Origin of the sequence: Pseudomonas capeferrum (assembly GCF_000731675.1) — a bacterium.
Classification (GTDB): domain Bacteria; phylum Pseudomonadota; class Gammaproteobacteria; order Pseudomonadales; family Pseudomonadaceae; genus Aquipseudomonas; species Aquipseudomonas capeferrum.
In genome coordinates this window covers 2,111,910-2,134,737 of the sequence record NZ_JMIT01000001.1, presented here as the reverse complement: position 1 = coordinate 2,134,737, position 22,828 = coordinate 2,111,910, and the positions used below count along the sequence as shown (strand labels likewise).

The following is a 22,828-nucleotide window of genomic DNA, read 5'->3' as shown; positions in this document are numbered from 1 at the left end:
CTCATGAGCAATGACATCCAGCGTTTCCCCAGCAGCTTGCCGTTTCCGTTTTCGCGTGCGGTGAAGGCGGGCGGTTTTCTGTTCCTGTCCGGGCAGGTGCCGATGAGTGCCGGCGGTGAAGTGGTACGGGGGGATATTCAGACCCAGACCCGCGCTGCCTGCGAGCGCATCGGCGAAAGCCTGGCGGCCTGTGGGGCGAATTTCGACCAGGTGGTGAAGGCCACGGTGTGGCTTTCGGACATGAGCCACTTTGCCGGTTTCAACGAGGTTTACAAAGAGTTCTTCGGCGCCGCATTGCCTGTGCGCTCGACGGTGGCCTCGGCATTGGCACTGGGGGTCGATGTAGAAATCGAAGTGCAGGCGTTTATCGGGGAGTGACAGGTCGCCCTGGCAAGGCCGCTTCTATACAGGAATGCGTGGCGCTCAAACACACCTAACAACAATAAATACAGAGGTTCACATGCAAGAGCAGCTGAAAATCGCCGGCGCCTTTGTCGGCGTGATCGTAGGGGCGGGCTTTGCTTCGGGGCGGGAACTGCTGTTGTTCTTTGTCGATTTCGGGGTCTGGGGGTTGGTTGGCGCGATGGTCAGCGCGGTCTTGTTCACCTTCCTCGGCATGGCCCTGGCGGGGTTGGGCAACCGCCAGCGGGCCACTTCGCACAAAGATGTGATCCAGGCCATCTGTGGCCGTCACCTGGGCCTGTTCGTCGATTGGCTGATCACCTTCTTCATGTTCGCCGTCACCGTGGTCATGCTGGCCGGTGGCGGTGCTTTGCTGGAGCAGCAGTTCGGCATCCCGGCATTGACCGGCAGTGTGCTGGTAACGCTCGTGGTGGTGGGCATCGTGTGCCTGGACGTGCGCAAGGTGATCCTGGCCATCGGCGCGATCACCCCGTTGCTGATTCTGGTGGCTTCGGCGATTGCACTGTATGCCGTGTTCACCCGTGAACAGAGTTTCGCCGACCTCGACCACCTGGCCAGCCAGCAGCAGGCAGGCACGCGCCATTGGCTGCTGGGCGCGTTTCTGTATGTGTCCTACAACATCGTTGCCGGTGCGCCGATCCTGGCCATTCTGGGGGGCTCGGCCAAAGGCGAGAAGACGGCGGTGTGGGGTGGCTTGCTGGGGGGGGCGGCGCTGGGCGGCTTGATGCTGGTGATGACCGCCGGGCTGTTGTCACGCCTGGACAGTGTCGCCGACCTGCCGATGCCGATGCTGTCGATCGCTAATGAGGTGTCGCCGGTGTTGGGGGTGGTGATGTGCCTGATCATCTTCGGCATGATCGTCAACACGGCGGTGGGGACGATGTTCTCGTTCCTGTCGCGGCTGTTGCCGGCGGGTACGGCGAAGTTTCGCTGGGGCTCGGTGGTGACCGGGGTTGTGGCGTTCGGCTGCAGCCTGGTGGGGTTCATCAGCTTGGTGGGCGAGGTGTATCCGCTGTTTGGGTACCTGGGGTTTGTGCTGATGGCGGCGGTGTTGGTGGCTTGGGTGCGGCGGGGTAAGGCTGCGAAGGTGGTGGTGGTGTAGGGGGGCTGCTTTGCAGCCCATCGCGACGCAAGGCCGCTCCTACAGGAGCGGCTTGCGTTACAGCGGCACTCAGATTCTGAAGCTGCCTACCAGCTGCTTCAAGCGGCCAGCCTGTTGGGCCAGTTGATCGCAGTGCAGCAATGTTTCGTTCAGGTTCTCGACGCCTTGCTGGTTGAGGGCGTTGATCTGGGTAATGTCCAGGTTGAGGCTCTCGACCACGGCGGTCTGTTCTTCGGTGGCAGTGGCCACTGACTGGTTCATGCCATCGATCTCACCGATACGCTGGGTCACGCTGGCCAGGCGCACGCCGGCCTGGTTGGCCACCTGCACGGTCTGCTCGCTGGAGACCTGGCTGGTGTTCATGGTATGCACCGCCTCGCGTGAACCCACCTGCAGGCTGGTGATCATGCGGTGGATTTCTTCGGCCGATTCCTGGGTGCGGTGCGCCAGGTTGCGTACCTCGTCGGCGACCACGGCAAAGCCTCGGCCGGCCTCACCGGCACGGGCTGCCTCGATGGCAGCGTTGAGCGCCAGCAAGTTGGTCTGCTGCGAGATGCCCTTGATCACATCGAGGATCTTGCCGATCTCATCAGTGCTGGCATTGAGCGTTTCGATCTGCGCGCAGGACTCGCTGATGCGCTGCGACAGGGCGGTCATGGCACTGATCGCTTCCTCGACCACTTCGCGGCCGCCATGGGCCTGCTCGCTGGCACCGCTGGCATGCTGCGAGGCGTCGGCCGCGTTGCGGGCGATCTCCTGGGTGGCGGCGCCCAGCTCGTTGATCGCCGCCGCCACGCTGTTGGTGCGCATGCTTTGTTCTTCGGAGCCGGTGATCGAAGCGTTGGAGGCATTGACGACCTTTTCCGACAGGTCATGCACCAGGCGGGTGGCCGAGGACACTTCGCTGATCGAGGCATGGATGCGTTCGACGAAGCGGTTGAACGAGGTGGCCAGTTCGCCGAACTCGTCCTTGTTCTGCACGGCCAGGCGGCGGGTCAGGTCGCCTTCGCCTTCGGCGATGTCGCGCATGGCACGGCCCATGGTGGTCAGCGGTTGCATCAGCACCGGGATCAACAAGCCCAACAGGCCGGCGATGGCCGCTACGGCGATGAGCATGGCGATGATTGCCGACGTGCGGAACTGGTCAAGGGCGGCGTAGGCCTTGTCCTTGTCGATCGACAGGCCGATGTACCACTGTGCGGAAGGCAGGCCGGAAACGGGCGCGAAGGAGATGAGGCGTTCCTGGCCGTTGAGGGTGACATCCTGCATGCCCGACGCGACGCGCAGGCCACTGCCAGGGTAGATGTCTTTGAGGTTTTTCATCACCTGGTCTTTATCGGGGCTGACGATTACCTGGCCATTGCTGTCGGCAAGGAAGGCGTGGCCGATGCCGCCGAAATCGACCGAGTTGATGATCTCTACCAGGGTATCGAGGGTGACGTCACCGCCTACCACGCCGATCAGCTCGCCATTGGCCTTGCTTTTCACAGGGGTGGCAATGGTCACCACCAGGCCGCCGACGGCGCCTTGGTAGGGCGGGGTCAACACGGTTTGCCCGGCGCTCGCCGCGGTGCTGTACCACGGGCGCTGGCGGGGGTCGTAACCGGCGGGCATCTGCGCGTCGGGGCGCTGGGTGAATGCGCCGTTGGCCTGGCCCAGGTAGGTGAACAGGAAATTGCGCGTGTAAGAAGGCTGCTCGATAAACCCGGCCAGGGTGTCACCGGCACCTTGCTGGCCGATGTCCTGGGCCAGGTTTTCCAGCACCAGGATGCGCCCGCTCATCCAGTTCTGCACGCTGCTGGCGGTTAGCTCACCGGATTGCTGCACCGAAGACTCGATGTTTTGGCGAATGGTGTTGCGTTGCAGGTAGTCGTTGTAGAGCGTGAACAGGGCAAAAGCCAGGACCACGACGCCGCAGGCGCTGAGCAGGATCTTGTGGCGAAATTTCAGGTTCATGTTTCGAGACCTTGGGCCAATGAGGGGAGGGCGTAGCGCGCTCATGACGCGCTGCGCCCTGTCGATTGGCTATCGGCTTGCGGGCTAAAAAATTGAAACACTTGGCGAAATTTCTTTAGGACGTTTCGACGAACGGCGTTCAACGCATGGACAGCTGCTCAATCAACAAACGCGCCGCCTGCTGCAGCGGCTGCTGCTTGCGCCACAAAAGGTGCACGGGCAACTGCAACTCGTTGCGGGTATTGCGAAAGCCCAGCCGCACCAGACGCCCGGCCGCTAGCAGCGGTGCGATGCGCGAGAGTGGCAGGTCCCCCCAGCCGAGGCCGGCCTCGACCATCTGCAGGGCGACATCGAAGCTGTCGGTGGACCAGTGCGTGGCACCAATCAGTGCGCGCGGGTCGGTCAGCGGCAGGTCGCGGCTGCGCACCAGGATCTGGCGCACGTTGATCAGGTCTTCGAGGTAGTGAACGCGGTCTTCGAGCACGGCCGGGTGCGCGGGTGACAGCGTTGCCACCAGCGATTCCATGCCGATGTGCTGAAAGCCGCGGCGGGCATCCACCTGCAGGCCGGCGAAGGCCACGCAGAGGTCGGCGCGGCCACTGTCGAGCAGGTGCAGGGCGTCTTCCTGCGGGGCGCTGAGCAGTGCGATATCGAGCAGCGGGTAGCGTTCACCAAGCTGGGCGATGGCGGCCAGCAGCGGGCGATGGTCGATGTCCGGGATCACGGCGATAGTCAGGCTGCTCTCAAGCCCTTGGGACAGCTCCAGGGCATGTACTTGCAACAGCCCTAGCTGTTCGGCGATCAGCCTGGCATGGGGCTCCAGGGCCAAGGCTTGGGCGGTCGCGCGGACTTCGCGCGGGCCACGTTCAAACAGGCTGTAGCCGAGCTCTGCCTCCAGGTTGCCGATGGCCATGCTTACCGCCGAGGGCACGCGGTGCAACGCGCGCGCGGCCGCAGAGAACGAGCCGCGATCGAGCACGGCGAGAAACAGCTGGATGTTGTCGCTGGAAAAGTTCATGGCAGCCTCCTGTCAGTTGATCTGACAGCTGCTGACTTTTACTGTCAAGAAGATTGAAGCATTCTCCCGCCCCATCGTTGTTAGTCAAATAGAGGTAAAACGGGGTGCAGGGCGTTAAACGCAAATTGGTCTACGTGACGTTTTATGAATTGATCGGGCTGTGCATGTCGACCCTCGGGCTGGCGTATCTGTCAGACACTGAGGCGTCCCACACCGGGCCACTGGCCGTGATGATCACCACCATCGCCATGCTCTGGAACCTGATCTACAACACGCTGTTCGAGCGCTGGGAGAGCCGCCAGGCCAAGCGCGGGCGCAGCGTGGGGCGGCGTGTGGCACATGCCATCGGGTTTCAGCTGACCTTGGTGGTGTACTTGATTCCGCTGATTGCCTGGTGGCTGGGCATGAGCCTGGTGGAGGCGTTTGTGGTGGACCTGGCATTCATCATTCTGGTGCCGTGCTACACCTTTGCCTACAACTGGGCGTTCGACCGGATTTTCGGCTTGCCCCGCTCAGCGCTGGCCACTGCCTGAGGCCGGTACCGCTAACCGCTACGGCGGCAGGCGTATCAACAGTGGCGTCTGCTTCTGTTCTGCCTGCGGCTCCACGGGCTCCACCGGCCGCGGCGCGCTGGCCAGCAGGTTGTCCTCGACCTGCCCCGACAGGTAATAGACGCCGGCCATCGCCCCGCTCTGGCGGTTTTCCATCAGCTCCTGCCATTCCTGGTTCAGCGCGACATTGAGGATCACCCGCAACTGCTCGACCATCTGCGGTTGCTCACGGTCGTGGGTGATCATGCCGTAGCCTGCCGCCGCCACCGAGATCATCGCCCCGGCCACCTTGCCCACCGCCGAAGCCACGGCGCTGGCAATGCCGCGCGGGGCCAGGGTGGCACCGAGTTTCTCGCTGGCCCGCGTGGCCACCGATGACAGCCCCACGTCGGTCTGCCCAGGCCCTTTGCTGGCTTGCTCGTGCAGATGCTGGCGCATGGCTTGCCAGGCCGGTTGCTGGTCCAGCGACTTGGCGCGCAGCAGTTGATAGAGGCTGGCGTTGCGCGCATCGGGTGGGCCCAGGGCGATGGCGGGTATGCGATTGAGGCGTTGGCTGAGTTGCTCGGGCGGCGCGTTGTAGCGGGCGATGATGGCCGGCAGTTGCTGGCCGAGCAACTGCACATACAGCTCACAGGCACGGTCGCGGATGCCCTCCGGGTTGATCTGCTCGGCCACCGGCTCGATCACCCGCTCGTGGTACTGCTCCTGAAGGTACAGCGCCAGGCGTTTCTGCGCAGGCTCGCGGCCTTCACCGCTGTCGAGCTTGTACCAGGCCACCTTGAGGGTCAGCCATTGCTGGGTCCAATAACCGGTGAACCATGGGATGAACTCACTTTCGGTACGTTGCTGCACCTGGTCCTTCCACACCCGCATGGAGCGCCGGGCATAGTCGTTGGCAGAACCTGCAGCGCCCACCGAGGCATCGATCAGGTCCTGATCGATGCGCTGCCACGTGGCCGGGGTCAGCACCGCGGCAGGTGGCGGGGCAGGCGGATGCTTGCCCGCGCAGCCGCCGAGGGCCAACAGCAGGCAAAGCAGCAGTAACGGCATACGCGAGCTCACGCGGCCGCCTCCCTGGGTAGAGGCTGGGGTGGTTTCTCGAGTATAGGGCGGCCTTGAAAAAAACCTCAGCCCAGGTCGAGTTTGTCTTGCAGCCGGTCCAGGTGCTCATGCATCAATGCCAGCGCTGCCGCCGCATCCCCGGCTTCCACCGCATCGATGATCGCCGCATGCTCTTCCCAGGCGCAGTGGTCGCAGCAAGGTGATTCGTAGCGGGCAATGATCAGCGAGGTCATCGGCACCAGGCCGTTGAGGAACCGCGCCAGTGGCGCGTTGGCGGCGACCTGCGCGAGCTTCAGGTGAAACTCGCCGCCCAGGCGGATGGCCGCGCAGCGCTCACCACTTTCATGGTGCTGGCGCTCGCGCTCGACCAACAGGCGCAGCTGGCGGATCTGTGCCGGCCGCGCGCGCTGCGCAGCCAGGGTAATCAAGGTGGTTTCGGCCAGGCGCCTGGCACTGAGCACCTGGCGCGCCTGGTCTGGGTCGGGGGCGGCCAGGTGCGCAGTGTGGCTGGGGCGCTGGACCACCACCTGCTGGTCCGACAGGCGGCCGAGCACCCGACGGATCACCGTGCGGCTTACCCCAAAGGCATGCCCCAGGGCTTGCTCGGGCAGCAGGGCGCCGGGTGGCAGGCGCTGTTCGAGGATCGCGTCGAACAGCCGTGGGTAGATCTGGTCGGCCGACAGGCGAGTTTCGCCAGCGACGAGCAGGGCAGGCAGGTGGGGGGCGGCGTGGGCGCTGGCGGTCATGGTCGCTCTCCTGGGGTCAAGGGCGTGGGTGTTCGTCCGGGATGTTCAGCTGGATGCCCATGCGCTGGCCTTCGGCAAGGATGTGCTGACGCATCTGGGCACTGGCCTCGGCGCTGTTGCGTTCGCGGATGGCGCGCACCACGGCATTGCTTTCCTTCAGCCGCGCGGCCAGGTGCTCGGGCGAATTGCGCAGCATGTCGGCGCTTTGCTTGAGGGCATTGCTGGTCTGTTGCACCACGCTCTGGAAGATCGGGTTGGTGGTCAGGGCGAACAGCGCCTCATGCAGCGCGATGTAGGCTTTGACTCCGGCTTCGCTGTCATCGGCGTCCAGTGCTTCGCGCATGTCCATCAGCGTCAGGCGCAGTTGGCCGATGTCGTGGCTGTTGGCCGACTGCGCCACCAGGCCGACGATGAAGGGTTCGAGGGTGTAGCGCAGCTCCAGCACATCGGCCAGGCTGGCCGACGCGCTGGTGTCGATGCCCGGCTCCGGCAGGGCGGCGTCGGCATCCAATACCAGTACGCCTTTACCCGGTAGGGCGCGCACCAGGCCCAAGGTTTCCAGCACGGTGACGGCCTCGCGCAGGCTGGGGCGGCTGATGCCCAGTTGTTCGGCCAGTTCGCGCTGGCCCGGCAGCATGTCGCCAGAACGCCATTGGCCGCGGGCCAGGGCCTGGCGCAGTTTTTCCACCACAGAGGTGACGACGGTTGATGAGCTGATCACGGTTCGCTCCTGGAAGGGCCGGCGTCCAACGCCGGCCTTGTTCGATCAGAATTCCTGTTGATGGGCGTTGGGCTGCTTGCGGGGTGTGTGGGCAAAACCAGGTTTGCCAGCGAGCACGTTCTGCGCGCGTTCCAGGTCGATGTCCTTTTCCCAGCGCGCGATGGCCACGGTGGCCACGCAGTTGCCGATCAGGTTGGTCAGTGCCCGCCCGATCCCCATGAACCAGTCCACGGCCAGCACCAGCACCAGGCCTACTACCGGGATGGCCGGCACAGCGGTCAGGGTGGCGGCGAGGATCACCAACGCCGAGCCTGGGATGCCATGAGCACCCTTGGAAGTCACCAGCGATACCAGCAGGATGGTCAGCAGGTCGGTCATCTCCAGTGGCGTGCCGGTGGCATTGGCGATGAACACGATGGCCAGGGTCAGGTAGATGGAGAAGCCGTCGAGGTTGAACGAGTACCCGGTCGGGATGACCAGGCCGACGGTGGAGCTGCCAATGCCCAGGTGCTCGAGCTTGCGCATGATCTGTGGCAGCACGGCGTCGGACGAGGCGGTACCAAGAACGATGGTCAGTTCTTCGCGCAGGTATTTGATCAGGGGCAGCAGTTTCAGGCCCGACACGCGCATGACAGTGCCCAGCACGACCAGCACGAAACCGGCGCAGGTCAGGTAGAACAACGCGACCAAGCCACCCAGGTGTTGCAGCGATTCCAGGCCATATTTGCTGGTGGTGAAGGCGATGGCGCCGAACACACCGATCGGCGCCAGGCGCACGATCATGCCCATGATGCGGAAGATCACGTGGCTGAGTTCGTTGATCAGCCGCGAAATGCCCGCCGCCGAGTCGCCCACCAGGTTCAGCGCGCTGCCGAACAGCACCGAGAACAGCAGCACCTGCAGGATGTTGTTGTCAGCGAAGGCACCGACTACCGAGGTCGGGATCAGGTCCATGAAGAACGCGGTGGCACCGTGGATGTGCTGGCCGCGCTCGGCCAGGCCGTTGGCATCGGCGCTGGACAACTGGTCCAAGTGGATGTTGGCGCCGCTGCCGATGCCGCTGCTGAAGGCAAATACCAGGCCGATCACCAAGGCGATGGTGGTCAGCACTTCGAAGTAGATGACCGACTTCAGGCCGATTCGCCCGACCTTCTTGAGGTCGCCCGCACCGGAAATACCACTGACCACGACACAGAACACGATCAGGCCGATGAGCATCTTGATCAGCTTGATGAAGCCGTCGCCGAGGGGTTTGAGTTGCAGGGAGAGGTCGGGGAAGCTGAGGCCGCAGGCAATGCCGAGGGCAAGGCCCAGCACAACTTGCAGGAAGATCGAACGCGAGCACCATTTGAGCATGGGAGTGATCTCTGATCGGTGTCCTTGCTTCGATGCCGCGAGGGTCAAAGAGCGCAGGACTTAATTATTGTGGTCTTACCGGTTTGTTCAGCGCGAGGCCATAAAAGCGCGAAAAATCCTACATTGCAAGGGTTTTTGGCCTTACCGGTCTGACCAGTTGTGGTGCAATCGGCCCTGCTAGGCTCTAATTCGGTGCGTTGCCATTTGGTCGGGGCTGCACAGTTCGCCCCAAGAAAGGGAAGAATCAGATCAGGGCTTGGCCAATACCTCGTCCACTGCTGCAATCAGCTTGCCAAGGTCTTTGGGTGGGGCGTTGTGGATGACACCGAACAGGTAGGCGCGCTGCTCCTCTTCGTCGTCCGGTTCGGCGAAGAAGTCCTTGGGTTTGACGCCCAGCACGCCGGCGAACGCCATGAGCGCATCAACGCTGGGGGTATAGGTGCCGGTCTCGAAACGGCTGATAGTCTTGGGGTCGAAGCCGGTTCGCTCGGCGAATTGTGCCTGGGTCAGACCCGCCAGCTTGCGGTAGCGACGCAGGGCAAACCCCAGAGCTGATCTCGTCATCACTTAATTCCCATTTAGAATCAAGAACTTAACGATATCTATCCGCATGGCGCAACGCCATGATTGATCACCTTTGTTGGATTTATGTGATGGATTTCGTAGAATTCGCCACTTGACCGGACAGTCATCATCGAGTCTCCAGTGTCATTCGGCCTCATGCCGGTGTGGCTGGAAGCACATGTGCACATTTGAGCGGATCGATGCGGATCGGTTCCGATGGCCGTCGATGGGCAGAGTGCCGGTTCGTCAGTGAATGGAGTCTCATCGTGCGCCTCAATCTCCCGGTAACCCCGGTCGAGCAACGTTTCCCCTCGGGTCAGCGGCTTATTTCCGCCACCGACACCACCAGCCTGATTACCTACTGCAACCCAGAGTTTGCCGCCATCAGCGGCTACAGCGAGGCCGAACTGATCGGCAGCCCGCACAACCTGGTGCGCCACCCGGACATGCCCGCAGCGGTGTATGCCTTGATGTGGCGTCACCTGAAAGCCGGCAAAAGCTGGATGGGTATCGTCAAGAACCGCTGCCGCAACGGTGACTACTACTGGGTCAATGCCTATGTCACGCCGATCCTTGAAGGGGGCCGGGTCATTGGCTACGAGTCGGTGCGGGTCTGCCCGACCCGCGAGCAGGTGCGCCGTGCCGAGGCATTGTATACGCGCTTGCGCCAAGGCCAGGCGCCGCTGTCGAACGCCCGCCGCCTGGCCCTGCTGGCCCAGGCCTTGGCGTTGCCACTGCTGGGCGGGGTATTGGCGGTGGGCGCCAACCAGCTCTTGCCGGGCTGGCCAGGGCAGGGCGTGACCCTGGCCTTGTTCGCCGCCTACGGCCTGTGGATGCGCAACGACCTGGGCCGCCAACTGCGGCGGGTGATCCGGGGCGCTGAAGGGACCTTCGCCGACCCGACCGCCGCCTTGACCTACAGCGACTTGCCCGGTGCGGCTGGGCAACTGCAACTGATCCTGATCGGTGAAGAAGCCCGCCTGAAGACCGCGTTGACCCGCCTCAGCGATCTCGCCACGCAGATGGCGGTGGCCGCCCACGATGCCGGGCGGTTGTCGCGCGGCACTGAAACGGCGCTGCTGGAACAGCGCGCCGAAACCGACCTGAGCGCAACCGCCATGACCCAGATGACTGCATCGATCGGTGAGGTGGTCAACCATGTGCAGCTCACCGCAGCCGAGGCGCAAACCGCGCACCTGCTGGCCGAGCAGGGCAGCCGCGTGGCCGACGCCAGCGGCACGGCCATTCGCGCCTTGGCCGGCACGGTGGACCAGATCAATCAGGCGGTCACCCACCTGGCCGGCCAGACCGGTGCCATCGCCGAGGCTGCCGGGATGATCCGTGGCATTGCCGAACAGACCAACCTGCTGGCCCTCAATGCCGCCATCGAGGCCGCCCGTGCCGGCGAGCAGGGCCGCGGCTTTGCCGTGGTAGCCGATGAAGTAAGGGCGTTGGCCGACAAGACCCGGCAGTCGACGTTGCATATCCAGGCCATCATCGACGGCCTGCGCAGCGGCGCCGAGGACGCCGTGGCCATTGCCAGCCAAGGTATTCAGGGTGCCGAACAGGGCGTAGCCCAGGTGCAGGAAGCACAGCAGGCACTGCACGGTATTCGTGCAGCGGTGCAGCGTATCAGTGACATGAGCCAGCAGATGGCCACGGCCTCGCAGCAGCAGTCTGCCGTGGCAGAAGAGGTGTCGCGGCAGATCAACGGTGTGGCGGGTATTGCCCAACACAGCGCCCACAGTGCCAACGCCGCCGCCTCGCGCGGTGCCGAGCTGGAAGAGGTGTGCGCAGGATTACGCGCCCTCGTGGAGCGCTTCAACCGCTAGGGCAGGATGCTTATGGACGATAACTACCGTGCGGCCGTGGACGCGGCCGCGATCTTTTCCGAAACCGACCTGCGTGGCTGCATTACCTATGTCAACCAGCAGTTTTGCAGCATCTCGGGTTACAGCCGGGACGAACTGCTGGGCGCCAACCATCGCATTCTGAACTCCGGCCTGCATGAGCCGGAGTTCTTCGAGGGCATGTGGCGGGCACTGGCCGCCGGCAAGGTGTGGAAGGGCGAGATCTGCAACCGTGCCAAGGACGGTTCGCTGTACTGGGTGGACAGTACCATGGTGCCGCTGGTCGACCCCGCGACTGGAAAGGTACGCAAGTATGTGTCGATACGTTTCGATGTCACCGAGAAGCGCCAGCTGCTGCATACCCTGCAGTGGCGGGTGGGCCACGATGTGCTGACGGGCCTGCCCAACCGCGCCTTCCTGTCCGACTTGCTCAACCAGGCGTTGGCTTTTTCGCGTCGCGAGGACATACCGCTGGCCGTGTGCATGCTCGACCTGGATGGCTTCAAGGCGGTCAACGATGGTTACGGGCATGCCACGGGTGACCTGTTGCTGGTCGAAGTGGCGCAGCGCCTGAAAGGTATCTTGCGCGGTGGGGATGCCGTCGCCCGGTTATCGGGTGACGAGTTCGTGTTGATCCTGCGCAATGTCGGTGACGACCGTCAGCTGGATGCGGCTCTGCGCCGTGTGTTGCGCGCGCTGTCGACCCCGTATGTGGTACGTGAACACACCCTTTCGCTAAGCGCCAGTATCGGCGTCACGCTCTACCCGCTCGACGATGAGGATGCCGATACACTGGTGCGCCACGCTGACCAGGCCATGTACGTGGCCAAGCAGCGGGGGCGCAACCGCTATCACCTGTTCGATGTGTCCCAGGAGCAGGAGCTCAAGGCCACCCACCAGACTGTGGCGCGGGTACGTCGGGCACTGCGCAATAGTGAGCTGTGCCTCCACTACCAGCCCAAGGTCAATTTGCGCAGCGGCCAGGTGCTGGGGTTCGAGGGTTTGTTGCGTTGGCAAAGGCCGGGTCGTGGCCTGGTGCCTCCCGGTGAGTTCCTGCCCTGGGTGGAGCAGACCGACTTGATCATCGAGATTGGCGAATGGGTGATCGACCAGGCGTTGAGCCAGCTGCAGGCCTGGCAACGACTGGGGCAGCCTTGGTCGCTGAGTGTCAACATCGCGGCGCGGCATCTGCAGCGCAATGATTTCGTCGAGCGCCTGGAGCAGTTGCTGGCAGCGCATGCGGGGGTTGACCCGACGCGGCTGGACCTGGAAATCGTCGAGTCGGTGGCCATCGACAACCTGCAGCATGTCAGCCGCTGCCTGGATGCTTGCCGGGCCCTGGGCGTGCGCTTTTCGCTGGACGATTTCGGCACCGGTTATTCGTCGCTCAGCTACCTCAAGCGCTTGCCCACCCAAACCATCAAGATCGACAAGTCATTCGTGCGCGACATCCTTCATGACCAGGACGACCTGGCCCTGACCGGGGCGGTGATCGGGCTGGCGCGGGCGTTTGGCCGCGAGGTGATTGCCGAAGGCCTGGAGAGTGTCGAGCACGGGCGGGTGTTGATGGCGCTGGGCTGTGAGCTGGCGCAGGGCTATTGCATTGCCCGGCCGATGCCGGCGAGCGAGGTGGTGGCGTGGGCGCAAGGCTATCGGCAGCCCGAGGCCTGGCGCGGCGGTTGATGGTTGAGAGGCCGATACAGGCTTACAGGTGGGAGGGTTCCAGCCCCTGTTCGCGCAGGCGTTTGTACAGGGTGGTGCGGCTGATGCCCAGCAAGCGCGCCAGCGCAGAAATGTTGCCGTCGCAGGTGTTCAGCAGGTGGGCCAGGTCAGTGGCGGGCGTTTGCGTCGCTGCGACCTGCGGGCTTGGCGTGAGTGCTCTGGCCTGGGCAAGGAAGCACGCTGAAAAGTGCTCGATGCCGATTGGCTGCGTGCCGGCCAGGGCCAGGGCTACCTGCAGTACGCTGTTGAGTTGGCGCAGGTTGCCCGGCCAGGGATGGTGCAACAACAGTTCAAGGGTGTTGGGGGGTAATTGCCGTGGTTGCCCGGGGGCGAGATGCCGGGCGTGCACCTGCTCGATCAGCGCGCGTCGATCACTGCGTTCGCGCAAGGCCGGCAAGCTGAGGGTCAGCCCGGCTACCCGGTAGTAAAGGTCTTCGCGAAATCGACCGGTACGCACGGCGTCGGCCAGGTCGCGATTGCTCGCCGATACCACGCGGATGTCTACGGTCACTGGCTCGCCGCTGCCCAGGGGCTGAATGCTGCGTGATTGCAGTACGCGCAGCAGTCGGGCCTGGGTCGGCAGTGGCATGTCGCCGATTTCGTCGAGAAACAGAATGCCGTGATCGGCCTTGCGGATCAGCCCGGGGTTGCCCTTGTGATGAGCGCCGGTGAAGGCGCCTTTGTCATAGCCGAAAAGCTCCGACTCGACCAGCTCGGCGGGGATTGCCGCGCAGTTGACGGCGATCAGCGGCTGGCCGGCGCGGCTGCTGGCGCGGTGCAGGGCCTCGACGAAGACTTCCTTGCCCACCCCGGTTTCACCCTGGATCAATACCGGGATGTCCTTTTCCAGTAGCAGGCTGGCTTGGTCCAAGGCTTTGCCCAGGCGCGGGTCACCGTGACCGGGTGACGTGGGTGTGGGGCCGTGGCGGGGCGGTTGCCATTGGCAGTGGAAACGGTGGCGGCCGGCCGCCTGCAGGGCAAACGGCTGTTGCTGGGGCTGGGCCAGCAACTGCTGCAAGGGGGTTTGGAACAATTGTTCGAGGTTCTGCCGCAGCGGGTTGCCGCCGAGCAGGCTGTCGGCCCGGTGATTGGCCGCGAGCACCTGGCCGCGCTCATCGCATACCAGCAAGCCCGCCCAAGGGCTGTCGAGGTTGTCGCAGGCGCTGTTGAACAGCAGCTGGGCGTGATGGTCGCCATGCTGCGCCAGGATCAACCGGTTCTCCAGACTCTGGCCCATCATGCGCACCAGGCCGAGCGTCTGGCTGGCGGGCAGGTAGCCGTCGCTGGCCACATCGAGCGCGCCGACCAGTTGCCGCTCGGCATCGAACACCGGCGCAGCGGCGCTGCACAGGTAGCGGTTCTGCTGCAGAAAGTGTTCATCCTGGCCAACGTGGATCGCTTCGGCGCAGACCAGCGCAGTACCCAGGGCATTGGTGCCCACGCCGCGTTCGAGCCAATGGGCGCCTGCGCTGAAACCATGGCGTTGACGCGGGTCGACGAAGCGTTGCGAACCCCAGGTGTCAAGCAGGCAACCACTGGCGTCGGCCAGCATCACCAGGTAGCTGGCGTTGCCCAGCAGGTGTGCATAGTGTGGCAGCACTTCATCACGGGTCAGCCGCAACAGCGCATGGCGCCGCTCCAGCAGGCTGTTCAGTTCGGTTACGGTCAGGCAATCGAAGTCGGGTGCACGCTGAGGTTGCAGGCCATGCTCGCGGCATCGCGCCCAGGACGCCTGGATCAGTTGGGCATGGGGCGAAGCGGATGCGGCCATGGGCCTGTCCTGTGTGTTTGTTGTTATCAGTCGACCGCTGTTCAGTGTCGTCCACGGTTGTTCATTGTCAAACCCACGCCTGTTCAGGTGTTCAGGGCAGGTGTTCAGGTGTGAACGGGCAATGGCAGGCCCTGGCAGGTGAAGGCGCGGGCCAGAGCGATCAGGCAGTGCTGGCACGAAACTGGCTGTGCCCTGCGCACAACAATCAAGAAAAGGCCACGCCATGTCCCTGGTGCTGGAGCAGGTCAGCCGCAGTGTCGACAACCAGGCTTGCATCGTCGATGCGTCCCTGCGTTTCGAGCCGGGGTCGTTCAACGTGCTGCTGGGCCGCACCTTGGCCGGCAAGACCAGCCTGATGCGCCTGATGGCGGGGCTTGACCGACCGGACCGGGGCCGCGTGCTGATGGCCGGCAGCGATGTCACCGGGGTGCCGGTGCGCCAGCGCAACGTGTCGATGGTGTATCAGCAGTTCATCAATTACCCGACCCTGAGCGTGTACGAGAACATCGCTTCACCCCTGCGCCAGGCACGCCTGGCCGAGGCAGAGGTGCGCCGACGGGTACAGGAAACCGCCGAAATGCTGCGCATCGAGGCTTACCTGCAGCGCTTGCCGCTGGAGTTGTCCGGTGGCCAGCAGCAACGCACGGCGATGGCCCGGGCGCTGGTCAAGGATGCTTCGTTGATCCTGTTCGACGAGCCGTTGGTCAACCTCGATTACAAGCTGCGCGAAGGCCTGCGCCAAGAGCTGCGGGCGTTGTTCGCCCAGCGCAACTGCATTGCCGTCTATGCCACCACCGAGCCCAATGAAGCGCTGGCGCTGGGCGGTACCACCACGCTCTTGCACCAGGGGCGCATCGTGCAGAGCGGCCCAACCGCGGCGGTCTATCAGCAGCCCAACAGCGTGCTGGCCGCCGAGCTGTTTTCCGAACCCCCCATCAACCTGATACCCGGGCGCATCGCGGGCAATGAGGTGAGCATGGCGCAGGCGGTGCACTTTGCCCGCAACGCCGACCTGCAACGCCTAGGCGAAGGTGACTACCGCTTTGGTGTGCGCCCCAGCCACATCACCCTGGTGCCGACCCATGACGATGACCTGGAGCTGGCGGTACTGGTGGAGCTGGCCGAGATCAGTGGCTCGGAAACCTTCCTCCATGTGCGCAATGAGCACTGGCGGATGACCCTGCACTTGCCGGGCGTGCACGAGTACCAGGTGGACACGCCGATCCGGGTGTTCATCCCCACGCACAAGCTGTTTGTCTTCGACAATGCCGGGGCCTTGGTACAGGCCCCGGGCCTGCGCCAGGCAAGGCGTCGTTGATGGCCGAGATCCGCCTGCGCCAGCTGGCGCACAGCTACAGCCGCCAGCCGGCCTCGGAGGCAGACTACGCCTTGCACGCGCTGGAGCACGTGTGGGAGCAAGGGGGTGCCTATGCCTTGCTCGGGCCTTCGGGTTGCGGCAAGTCGACCTTGCTCAACATCATCTCGGGGCTGCTTACGCCTTCTCACGGCGAAGTGCTGTTCGACGGCAAGCCGGTCAACGCGCTGTCGCCGCAGGCGCGCAACATTGCCCAGGTGTTCCAGTTTCCGGTGGTGTACGACACCATGACGGTGTTCGACAACCTGGCGTTTCCGTTACGCAACCAGGGGGTGGACGAGGGCAGGGTGCGAGCACGGGTGGAGGAGATCGCCGAGGTGCTCGACCTGTCCGCCGTGCTGAAAAAGAAGGCGCGCAACCTCAGCGCCGATGAGAAGCAGAAAGTCTCGATGGGCCGTGGCCTGGTACGCGAAGACGTCTCGGCGATCCTCTTCGACGAGCCTTTGACGGTGATCGACCCGCACCTGAAGTGGAAGCTGCGGCGCAAGCTCAAGCAGATCCATGAGCAGTTCAACATCACCATGATCTACGTCACCCACGATCAACTGGAGGCCTCGACCTTCGCCGACAAGATCGCGGTGATGCACGCTGGGCGCATCGTCCAGTTCGCAACCCCGCGCGAGTTGTTCGAGCGGCCACGTCATACCTTTGTCGGCTATTTCATTGGCAGCCCGGGCATGAACTTCATCGACGTGCGCGCCGAAGCCGATGGGGTGAGCTTTGGCGGCCTGCACCTGGCATTGCCCGATGGCCTGCGCGAACGTTTGGCGGCAACGGCAGGTGGGCGCCTGCAAGTGGGGATACGGCCGGAGTTCGTGCAGCTCTGGGACAGCCCGCTCGACCACGCCTTTGCGGTGCAGGTGCTGGATGTCGAAGACCTGGGCACCTACCGCATCGTCACCTTCACGCTCGGCGGTGCCACGCTCAAGGCGCGCCTGGGCGAGGACCGCCCGCTGCCGGTGGGCCAGGCCTGGGTGAGCCTGCCCAGCCAATGGCTGATGCTCTACGTCGATGATGTACTGCTGGAGGCCGGGCCATGAACAAGGTGCGCAACAACAAGGCCTGGTGGCTGGTGCTGCCGGTGTTCACGCTGGTGGCGTTCAGCGCGGTGGTGCCGATGATGACCGTGGTCAACTATTCGGTGCAGGACATCTTCGATCAGTCCAATCGCTATTTTGTGGGTGCCGACTGGTACCGCCAGGTACTGCGTGACCCTGCCCTGCACGATGCCCTGCTGCGCCAGTTCATCTATTCAGGCTGCGTGCTGCTGATCGAGATTCCGCTGGGGATCGCCATCGCCCTGACGATGCCGACCAAGGGCCGCATGGCGTCGATCTGCTTGATCGTGATGGCCATTCCGCTGCTGATCCCGTGGAACGTGGTCGGCACCATCTGGCAGATCTTCGGCCGTGCCGACATTGGCCTGATGGGCGCCGCGTTGGCCAAGCTCGGGGTCAACTACAACTATGCCAGTGACCCGTTCGACGCCTGGCTCACGGTGTTGGTGATGGATGTCTGGCACTGGACGTCGCTGGTGGCGCTGCTGTGCTATTCGGGCTTGCGGGCCATACCCGATGTCTATTACCAGGCCGCCCGCATCGACCGGGCGTCGGCCTGGGCGGTGTTCCGCCACATCCAGCTGCCGAAGCTCAAGAACGTGCTGCTGATCGCGGTGATGCTGCGTTTCATGGACAGCTTCATGATCTACACCGAGCCGTTTGTGCTGACCGGTGGCGGGCCCGGCAATGCCACCACGTTCCTTAGCCAGACCCTCACGCGCATGGCGGTAGGGCAGTTCGACCTGGGGCCGGCTGCGGCATTTTCGCTGGTGTACTTCCTGATCATCCTGCTGGTGTCGTGGCTGTTCTACACCGCCATGACGCACGCCGACAAGGACTAGGCCATGAGCGCGCGCAAGGCATTGCCCCTGCTGCTGTACTTCTTCTTCCTGCTGGTGCCGATCTACTGGCTGCTGAACATGTCGTTCAAGAGCAACACCGAGATCCTCGGCGGCCTGACCCTGTGGCCACAGGCATTCACGCTCGACAATTACCGGGTGATTTTCACCGATGCCAGCTGGTACAGCGGCTATATCAACTCGCTGTACTACGTTTGCCTGAACACGCTTATTTCGCTGGCGGTGGCGTTGCCGGCGGCCTATGCCTTCTCACGCTATCGCTTTCTTGGCGACCGCCACCTGTTCTTCTGGTTGCTGACCAACCGCATGGCGCCGCCGGCGGTGTTCCTGTTGCCGTTTTTTCAGCTGTATTCCTCGATCGGCCTGTTCGACACGCACATTGCCGTGGCGCTGGCCCATTGCTTGTTCAACGTGCCGCTGGCGGTGTGGATCCTTGAGGGCTTCATGTCGGGGGTGCCGAAGGAGATCGACGAAACGGCTTACATCGACGGTTACAGCTTCCCGCGTTTCTTCGTGAAGATCTTCATCCCGCTGATTGGCTCCGGCATCGGCGTGACGGCGTTTTTCTGCTTCATGTTTTCGTGGGTCGAACTGCTGCTGGCGCGCACCCTCACCTCAGTCAATGCCAAGCCGATCGCGGCGGTGATGACACGCACCGTTTCAGCTTCCGGTATCGACTGGGGCGTGCTGGCCGCTGCCGGCGTGCTGACCATCTTGCCGGGCATGCTGGTGATCTGGTTTGTCCGCAACCATGTGGCCAAGGGCTTTGCCCTTGGCCGGGTGTAAGGAGGGCAACGCATGGAATGGATGGCCTGGACCCTGCCGACAGCGCTGTTCTTCGCTGCCGTCGGTGTGCTGCTGGTGTGCATGACCCTGCTCGAACTGCGCCACCCCTGTGTGGAGCGGCGCGGCTTTCTGCCGATCGTCACCAGCCGTGGCGACCGGTTGTTCGTTGGCTTGCTGGTCAGCGCTTACCTGCACTTGTTGGTAGTCGGGGTCAGCGACTGGCCGTTGTGGGTGGCCTCGCTGATGTCGCTGGGCTGGCTCGTGGTGGTGCTGCGTTGGGGCTGAGCGACGGCTCCGGGAATAACTCAATCGGGAGATCACAATGTTCCATGACAATGACAAAAGGCGACATTTGACCCTGGCCGCGTTGCTGGTGCTGGCCAGCGTGCCGGGCGCGGCGTGGGCCGACCAGTACGAGGATGCGGCATCGCGGTGGATCGGCAGCGAGTTCAAGCCTTCGACCCTGACACCTGAGCAGCAGTTGGCCGAACTCAAGTGGTTCATCAAGGCCGCCGAACCGTTTCGTGGGATGAAGATCAATGTGGTGTCGGAAACCATCACCACCCATGAGTACGAATCCAAGGTGCTGGCCAAGGCCTTCAGTGAGATCACCGGCATCCAGCTGACCCACGACCTGCTGCAGGAAGGTGACGTGGTCGAAAAGCTGCAGACCCAGATGCAATCGGACAAGAACATCTATGACGGCTGGGTCAACGATTCGGACCTGATCGGTACGCATTTTCGCTATGGCAAGGTCGAATCGATCACCGACCTGATGGCCAACGAGGGCAAGGCCTACACTTCGCCGACCCTCGACCTCAAGGATTTCATCGGCATCTCGTTTACCACCGCGCCGGATGGCAAGGTCTACCAGTTGCCTGACCAGCAGTTCGCCAACCTTTACTGGTTCCGTGCCGACTGGTTCGAGCGGCCAGCGCTCAAAGCCAGGTTCAAGGAGAAGTACGGCTATGAGCTGGGCGTGCCGGTGAACTGGTCGGCCTACGAGGACATCGCCCAATTCTTCAGCGAGGACGTCAAGGAAATCGACGGCAAGCGTGTCTATGGCCACATGGACTACGGCAAGAAGGACCCGTCGCTGGGGTGGCGCTTTACCGATGCCTGGTTCTCGATGGCCGGCGGTGGCGACAAGGGCCTGCCCAATGGCCTGCCGGTGGACGAGTGGGGCATCCGCGTGGAGGACTGCCACCCGGTGGGTTCCAGCGTTACCCGCGGCGGTGACACCAATGGCCCGGCGGCCGTGTACGCAACACAGAAGTACGTGGACTGGATGCGCGCCTACGCGCCCAAGGAAGCCCAGGGCATGACCTTCTCCGAGGCAGGCCCGGTGCCGGCGCAGGGCAACATTGCCCAGCAGATCTTCTGGTACACCGCCTTTACCGCCGACATGACCAAGCCCGGGCTGCCGGTGGTCAACGCCGATGGCACGCCGAAGTGGCGCATGGCGCCATCGCCCAAGGGGCCGTACTGGGAGGAGGGGATGAAGCTGGGCTATCAGGACACCGGCTCCTGGACGTTCTTCAAGTCCACCCCCGAGAAGCAGCGCCTGGCTGCCTGGCTGTATGCGCAGTTCGTGACATCCAAGACGGTGTCGCTGAAAAAGACCATCGTCGGTCTGACGCCGATTCGCGAGTCGGACATCAACTCCCAGGCGATGACCGACCTTGCGCCCAAGCTGGGCGGGCTGGTGGAGTTCTACCGCAGCCCGGCACGGGTGCAATGGACGCCCACCGGCACCAACGTGCCTGATTACCCGCGGCTGGCGCAATTGTGGTGGAGCCATATCGCCGAAGTGGCCAGCGGCGAGAAGACCCCGCAGGAGGCGCTGGATGGCCTGGCCCGTGATCAGGACCGGATGATGGAGCGGCTGCAGCGTTCCAATGCCCAGGCAACCTGTGCGCCGAAGCTCAACCCGGAACGGGACGCCCAATACTGGTACGACCAGCCGGGCGCGCCGAAGCCTAAGCTGGCCAACGAAAAGCCCAAGGGCGAGACGGTGAGCTACAACGAGCTGCTGAAGTCGTGGGAGGCGGCGCGCAAGTGATCGGCTAACGACCGCGCAAAGGTCGGTACAGTCAGCCGATAAACCGCAGGCAAAAAAAACGGCACCTGCAATAGGTGCCGTTTTTTTCACGCTTTCTTACTTATGCAGCTCTTCAGCTGCATACAGCGTGTTTTCCAGCAAGCAAGCCCGGGTCATCGGGCCGACGCCACCCGGCACTGGGGTGATCCAGCCGGCGCGTGGCAAGGCAGTCTCGTAGACCACGTCGCCAACCAGCTTGCCATCTTCCTGGCGGTTGATGCCCACGTCGATGACGATGGCGCCTTCCTTGACCCACTCACCCTTGACCAGCCCCGGCTTGCCGGCGGCCACGACCACCAGGTCGGCACGGCCGACGTGGCCGGCCAGGTCTTTGGTGAAGCGGTGGCAGACCGTGACGGTGCAACCGGCCAGCAACAGCTCCATGGCCATGGGGCGGCCGACGATATTGGAGGCGCCGACGATGACCGCGTTCATGCCGTACAGGTCCTGACCGGTGCTTTCGAGCAGGGTCATGATGCCTTTCGGCGTGCAGGGACGCAGCAGCGGAATACGCTGGGCCAGGCGGCCGACATTGTACGGATGGAAGCCGTCGACATCTTTGTCCGGGCGGATGCGCTCGAGCAGCAGCGAGGCGTCCAGGTGAGCGGGCAGCGGCAGTTGCAGCAGGATGCCGTCGACGGCCGGGTCGTCATTGAGGCGGTCGATCAGCTCGGTCAGGGCTTGCTGCGAGGTTTCGCTGGGCAGGTCGAACGCCTGGGAAATGAAGCCGACCTCTTCACAGTCCTTGCGCTTGTGCGAGACATAGACTTGGGAGGCGGGGTCGGTGCCGACCAGGATCACAGCCAGGCCCGGGGTGCGCAGGCCTTGCTGGCGACGCTCCACGACACGTTGAGCGATCTGCTGGCGCAGGCTGGCGGCGATCGCCTTGCCATCGATTAGGTGTGCAGTCATAGACGCGTGATTAACCATCGAGAAGGAAACAATAAAGAGCGCACATTCTCGCACGACACGGCCCGAGGGCAAAGGCGGGTGGTCGGGCAAATCCCCTAACCCCTTAAATAATTTAAATTTTTTAGAAAAAGATGTTGACGACCTAGCGGCTCGGCTATAACATTCGCCGCACTTGTCGGGCACTGCCTAGCACTGGTTGGCAAAGTCGGGCAGAATGAGTGGTTTGGCAGTTCGCTGTTGAGTCATCGTTCGGTTAGGCTGATCGCTTATGCGCCCGTAGCTCAGCTGGATAGAGCATCCGCCTTCTAAGCGGATGGTCGCAGGTTCGAGTCCTGCCGGGTGCGCCATCAGGCAGCTTAGGCAAGCAAGTAGTTGTACCGCAATATGGTGGGCGTAGCTCAGTTGGTAGAGCGCTGGATTGTGATTCCAGTTGTCGTGGGTTCGATTCCCATCGTCCACCCCATATTTTACAGGGGCGCCTTGATTGTACGATCCGGCGCCTTTGTTTTAAGCGTTACGCGGACGTGGTGAAATTGGTAGACACACTGGATTTAGGTTCCAGCGGCGCAAGCTGTAAGAGTTCGAGTCTCTTCGTCCGCACCATGCTTCTGTAACACCCTGCATTTGTAACATACCGCAAGACCGCAATATGGTGGGCGTAGCTCAGTTGGTAGAGCGCTGGATTGTGATTCCAGTTGTAGTGGGTTCGATTCCCATCGTCCACCCCATATTTTTCGAAGGCGCCTTGATTGTAAAATCAGGCGCCTTTGTTTTGTCTACACCACGCGGGCGTGGTGGGATGTCGAGAAAAGCCGCTGATTGCGGCTTTTTTTGTGCGCGGCGGAAAAGTGTTTGGCAATCCACCTGATCCCCCTTGTAATCCTCTGGTGGCGC

20 protein-coding genes, 4 tRNA genes and 1 pseudogene are annotated in these 22,828 nt (G+C 63.2%); 16 read left to right on the top strand and 9 right to left on the bottom strand.

All coding sequences use genetic code 11. The features are described from left to right. The first annotated feature begins 3 nt into the window (after positions 1-3). Positions 4-378 carry a RidA family protein gene (locus tag PC358_RS09595; RefSeq protein WP_033699138.1) on the top strand — a complete coding sequence of 125 codons (375 nt, stop codon included), beginning with the start codon at positions 4-6 and terminating at the stop codon, positions 376-378. An 82-nt stretch (positions 379-460) separates the two neighbouring features. Further along, a complete protein-coding gene (locus tag PC358_RS09590) occupies positions 461-1,525 on the top strand; it encodes a YkvI family membrane protein (RefSeq protein ID WP_033699137.1) in 1,065 nt (354 codons plus the stop codon). Positions 1,526-1,594: 69 nt separating this feature from the next. Here the strand turns inward: PC358_RS09590 and mcpA are convergent, their stop codons facing one another. Both mcpA and PC358_RS09580 read right to left on the bottom strand, forming a co-directional pair. Then, on the bottom strand, positions 1,595-3,481 hold the full coding sequence (gene mcpA / locus PC358_RS09585; protein WP_033699136.1) for a methyl-accepting chemotaxis protein McpA: 1,887 nt from the start codon (positions 3,479-3,481) through the stop codon (positions 1,595-1,597). 139 nt (positions 3,482-3,620) lie between these two features. Beyond that, entirely contained in the window at positions 3,621-4,499 is an 879-nt protein-coding gene (locus tag PC358_RS09580) for a LysR family transcriptional regulator (protein ID WP_033699134.1), read from the bottom strand. A 104-nt stretch (positions 4,500-4,603) separates the two neighbouring features. Here PC358_RS09580 and PC358_RS09575 point away from each other — a divergent pair, with 104 nt between their 5' ends. Next, positions 4,604-5,032: a PACE efflux transporter gene (locus PC358_RS09575; RefSeq protein ID WP_033699132.1), complete on the top strand. Its 429-nt coding sequence runs from the start codon at positions 4,604-4,606 to the stop codon at positions 5,030-5,032. Between the two features lie 18 nt (positions 5,033-5,050). Here the strand turns inward: PC358_RS09575 and PC358_RS09570 are convergent, their stop codons facing one another. The 5 genes from PC358_RS09570 to PC358_RS09550 all read right to left on the bottom strand — a co-directional run bounded on the left by PC358_RS09570 (position 5,051) and on the right by PC358_RS09550 (position 9,499). Then, a complete protein-coding gene (locus tag PC358_RS09570; protein ID WP_277604299.1) occupies positions 5,051-6,100 on the bottom strand; it encodes a hypothetical protein in 1,050 nt (349 codons plus the stop codon). Positions 6,101-6,177: 77 nt separating this feature from the next. Further along, on the bottom strand, positions 6,178-6,858 hold the full coding sequence (locus PC358_RS09565) for a GntR family transcriptional regulator (protein WP_033699129.1): 681 nt from the start codon (positions 6,856-6,858) through the stop codon (positions 6,178-6,180). Positions 6,859-6,874: 16 nt separating this feature from the next. Then, a complete protein-coding gene (locus PC358_RS09560; RefSeq protein WP_033699128.1) occupies positions 6,875-7,579 on the bottom strand; it encodes a FadR/GntR family transcriptional regulator in 705 nt (234 codons plus the stop codon). A 45-nt stretch (positions 7,580-7,624) separates the two neighbouring features. After that, positions 7,625-8,935, bottom strand: coding sequence for a C4-dicarboxylate transporter DctA (locus PC358_RS09555; protein WP_033699127.1), 1,311 nt, complete (start codon positions 8,933-8,935; stop codon positions 7,625-7,627). Positions 8,936-9,184: 249 nt separating this feature from the next. Beyond that, positions 9,185-9,499 (bottom strand): helix-turn-helix domain-containing protein, encoded by a 315-nt coding sequence (locus tag PC358_RS09550; RefSeq protein WP_033699126.1) that lies wholly within the window; start codon positions 9,497-9,499, stop codon positions 9,185-9,187. Positions 9,500-9,699: 200 nt separating this feature from the next. On the opposite strand from PC358_RS09550, the pseudogene PC358_RS28395 reads away from it, so the two are divergent. From PC358_RS28395 to PC358_RS09540, 3 genes and pseudogenes are all read left to right on the top strand, one after another. Beyond that, a pseudogene (locus PC358_RS28395) lies at positions 9,700-10,095 on the top strand (PAS domain-containing protein); the annotation flags it as partial. A gap of 237 nt (positions 10,096-10,332) precedes the next feature. Continuing rightward, positions 10,333-11,331 carry a methyl-accepting chemotaxis protein gene (locus PC358_RS28390; RefSeq protein WP_371856383.1) on the top strand — a complete coding sequence of 333 codons (999 nt, stop codon included), beginning with the start codon at positions 10,333-10,335 and terminating at the stop codon, positions 11,329-11,331. A gap of 12 nt (positions 11,332-11,343) precedes the next feature. Beyond that, positions 11,344-13,032: a putative bifunctional diguanylate cyclase/phosphodiesterase gene (locus PC358_RS09540; RefSeq protein ID WP_033699123.1), complete on the top strand. Its 1,689-nt coding sequence runs from the start codon at positions 11,344-11,346 to the stop codon at positions 13,030-13,032. 22 nt (positions 13,033-13,054) lie between these two features. Here PC358_RS09540 and PC358_RS09535 read toward each other — a convergent pair whose 3' ends face one another. After that, positions 13,055-14,842, bottom strand: coding sequence for a sigma-54-dependent Fis family transcriptional regulator (locus PC358_RS09535; protein WP_033699122.1), 1,788 nt, complete (start codon positions 14,840-14,842; stop codon positions 13,055-13,057). 223 nt (positions 14,843-15,065) lie between these two features. Between PC358_RS09535 and PC358_RS09530 the strand changes: the two genes are divergently transcribed. From PC358_RS09530 to PC358_RS09505, 6 genes are read left to right on the top strand one after another with little or no spacing between them, the layout of a single operon-like run. Further along, the gene (locus PC358_RS09530) at positions 15,066-16,160 is read left to right on the top strand and encodes an ABC transporter ATP-binding protein (RefSeq protein ID WP_033699120.1); all 1,095 of its coding nucleotides are present in this window, start codon (positions 15,066-15,068) and stop codon (positions 16,158-16,160) included. After that, the gene (locus PC358_RS09525) at positions 16,160-17,257 is read left to right on the top strand and encodes an ABC transporter ATP-binding protein (RefSeq protein ID WP_033699119.1); all 1,098 of its coding nucleotides are present in this window, start codon (positions 16,160-16,162) and stop codon (positions 17,255-17,257) included. The genes PC358_RS09530 and PC358_RS09525 overlap by 1 nt, the downstream gene beginning before the upstream one ends. Next, positions 17,254-18,117: a carbohydrate ABC transporter permease gene (locus PC358_RS09520; protein ID WP_033699117.1), complete on the top strand. Its 864-nt coding sequence runs from the start codon at positions 17,254-17,256 to the stop codon at positions 18,115-18,117. Before PC358_RS09525 ends, PC358_RS09520 begins: the two co-directional genes overlap by 4 nt. A gap of 3 nt (positions 18,118-18,120) precedes the next feature. Next, a complete protein-coding gene (locus PC358_RS09515; RefSeq protein WP_033699115.1) occupies positions 18,121-18,921 on the top strand; it encodes a carbohydrate ABC transporter permease in 801 nt (266 codons plus the stop codon). Between the two features lie 12 nt (positions 18,922-18,933). Further along, positions 18,934-19,206, top strand: a complete 273-nt coding sequence (locus PC358_RS09510; protein WP_033699113.1) for a DUF2160 domain-containing protein — start codon at positions 18,934-18,936, stop codon at positions 19,204-19,206. 37 nt (positions 19,207-19,243) lie between these two features. Then, entirely contained in the window at positions 19,244-20,983 is a 1,740-nt protein-coding gene (locus tag PC358_RS09505) for an ABC transporter substrate-binding protein (RefSeq protein ID WP_033699112.1), read from the top strand. Between the two features lie 96 nt (positions 20,984-21,079). Here PC358_RS09505 and folD read toward each other — a convergent pair whose 3' ends face one another. After that, entirely contained in the window at positions 21,080-21,934 is an 855-nt protein-coding gene (gene folD, locus PC358_RS09500) for a bifunctional methylenetetrahydrofolate dehydrogenase/methenyltetrahydrofolate cyclohydrolase FolD (RefSeq protein ID WP_033699110.1), read from the bottom strand. 270 nt (positions 21,935-22,204) lie between these two features. On the opposite strand from folD, the gene PC358_RS09495 reads away from it, so the two are divergent. The 4 genes from PC358_RS09495 (at position 22,205) to PC358_RS09480 (ending at position 22,662) form a co-directional block, all read left to right on the top strand. Continuing rightward, positions 22,205-22,281 (top strand) — tRNA-Arg (locus PC358_RS09495). 40 nt (positions 22,282-22,321) lie between these two features. Next, positions 22,322-22,397: transfer RNA gene (locus tag PC358_RS09490), tRNA-His, on the top strand. A gap of 55 nt (positions 22,398-22,452) precedes the next feature. Continuing rightward, positions 22,453-22,537, top strand: a tRNA-Leu gene (locus PC358_RS09485). Positions 22,538-22,586: 49 nt separating this feature from the next. Next, positions 22,587-22,662: transfer RNA gene (locus PC358_RS09480), tRNA-His, on the top strand. Positions 22,663-22,828: the final 166 nt, after the last annotated feature.